General features: G+C 37.5%; 1 protein-coding gene and 1 pseudogene. Both read right to left on the bottom strand.

The annotated features are described in order from the left end of the window. Nucleotides 1-140 precede the first annotated feature (140 nt). Nucleotides 141-797: a glutathione S-transferase family protein gene (locus ACS8FD_RS16125; protein WP_439276589.1), complete on the bottom strand. Its 657-nt coding sequence runs from the start codon at nt 795-797 to the stop codon at nt 141-143. 164 nt (nt 798-961) lie between these two features. Then, nucleotides 962-1,127, bottom strand: a pseudogene (locus tag ACS8FD_RS16120) (peroxidase); the annotation flags it as partial.

The raw sequence follows: 1,127 nt of genomic DNA, 5'->3' as shown, positions 1-1,127 counted from the left end.
ATGTTTAATTTTATTATTTGGTACTTTCTTATATTCACATATAACTGTCCGTATTATTTTTTTAAATAACAATGGATAGCCAATTTCTTAGCTATCCATTATTAAATGTTGTATAAAATATAGTGTTATACCGAGATTTTTTATCTGCAATTCTTTGTAGGTTTGGCCGTTTTTTTGATATTAAAACGCTCATTCATCATTTGATAAAAACGCGCTAAATTTTCTCCTTGCTCATTGGGATTAACCTTAAGAATCTTGCCAAAATCTAATCCTAAATATAGCACAATATCAGCAAAGCTTAATTGCTCCCCAACTAAGTACTCATGACTATCTAACGCTTTTTCAAAATAAGACAGTGCTTTGATCGCACGGTTTATAGACGGTGTTACAAACTCTGGCACTTGCTCAACGCGCTGGGCTTTAGATGGATGACTGTGTTGAAATGCCAGCATAAGGTTGTATAAAACTTCAAACTCAGCAATACGGCGCATAGAGCAGACTTGGGCACGTTGTACCACGTCATTGCCCATCACTGAGCGCTCACCATAAACGCGATCAAGGTATTCGCAAACCGCTTGAGAGTCATTAAGCACAGTACCATCATCTAGGGTTAATAATGGTACCGTTTGCATAGGATTCATTTGGGTAAAAGCGTCTGACATCTGCTCATTGGCTGCAAAGTCGATATCTACGACATTTATGTCATCCATATTATCAACGTCGATACCTTTTGAGGCTAGTAAAATAAGTGCTTTACGTGGATTAGGGGCAGTACGAGTTACATACAATGTCTTCATGGCAAACTCCGTGGAAGGGTGATCAATACTAGTTATAGCCTACTATAGTTATCATAGCAAAGCCTTATTAATACTTGTCAGCATATTAGTAAAAAACCCCATAACTTTGCGTTATGAGGTTTTTTGGCTTTAATCTATGATTCAACCGGACTATAGCACTTAGCTTATTTATTTGGTGCAGGTGTGGTACGTAGATATGGCTTAATTTCTGTATGTCCTTTAGGGTAGTTAGCAGCGATATCTTCGTTTTTGACACTTGGCGGAATAATAACGTCGTCACCATCTTGCCAGTCTACAGGTGTCGCGACATTGTATTCATCAGATAATTGT

This window comes from Psychrobacter sp. 1U2 (genome assembly GCF_051847575.1).
The sequence above is the reverse complement of the archived record's forward strand: the minus strand, read 5'-3'. Positions and strand labels throughout refer to the sequence as shown.

Coding starts and splice junctions, on each gene's coding strand:
- ACS8FD_RS16125 (WP_439276589.1), bottom strand. CDS start 797: ATGAAGACATTGTATGTAACTCGTACTGCCCCTAATCCACGTAAAGCA.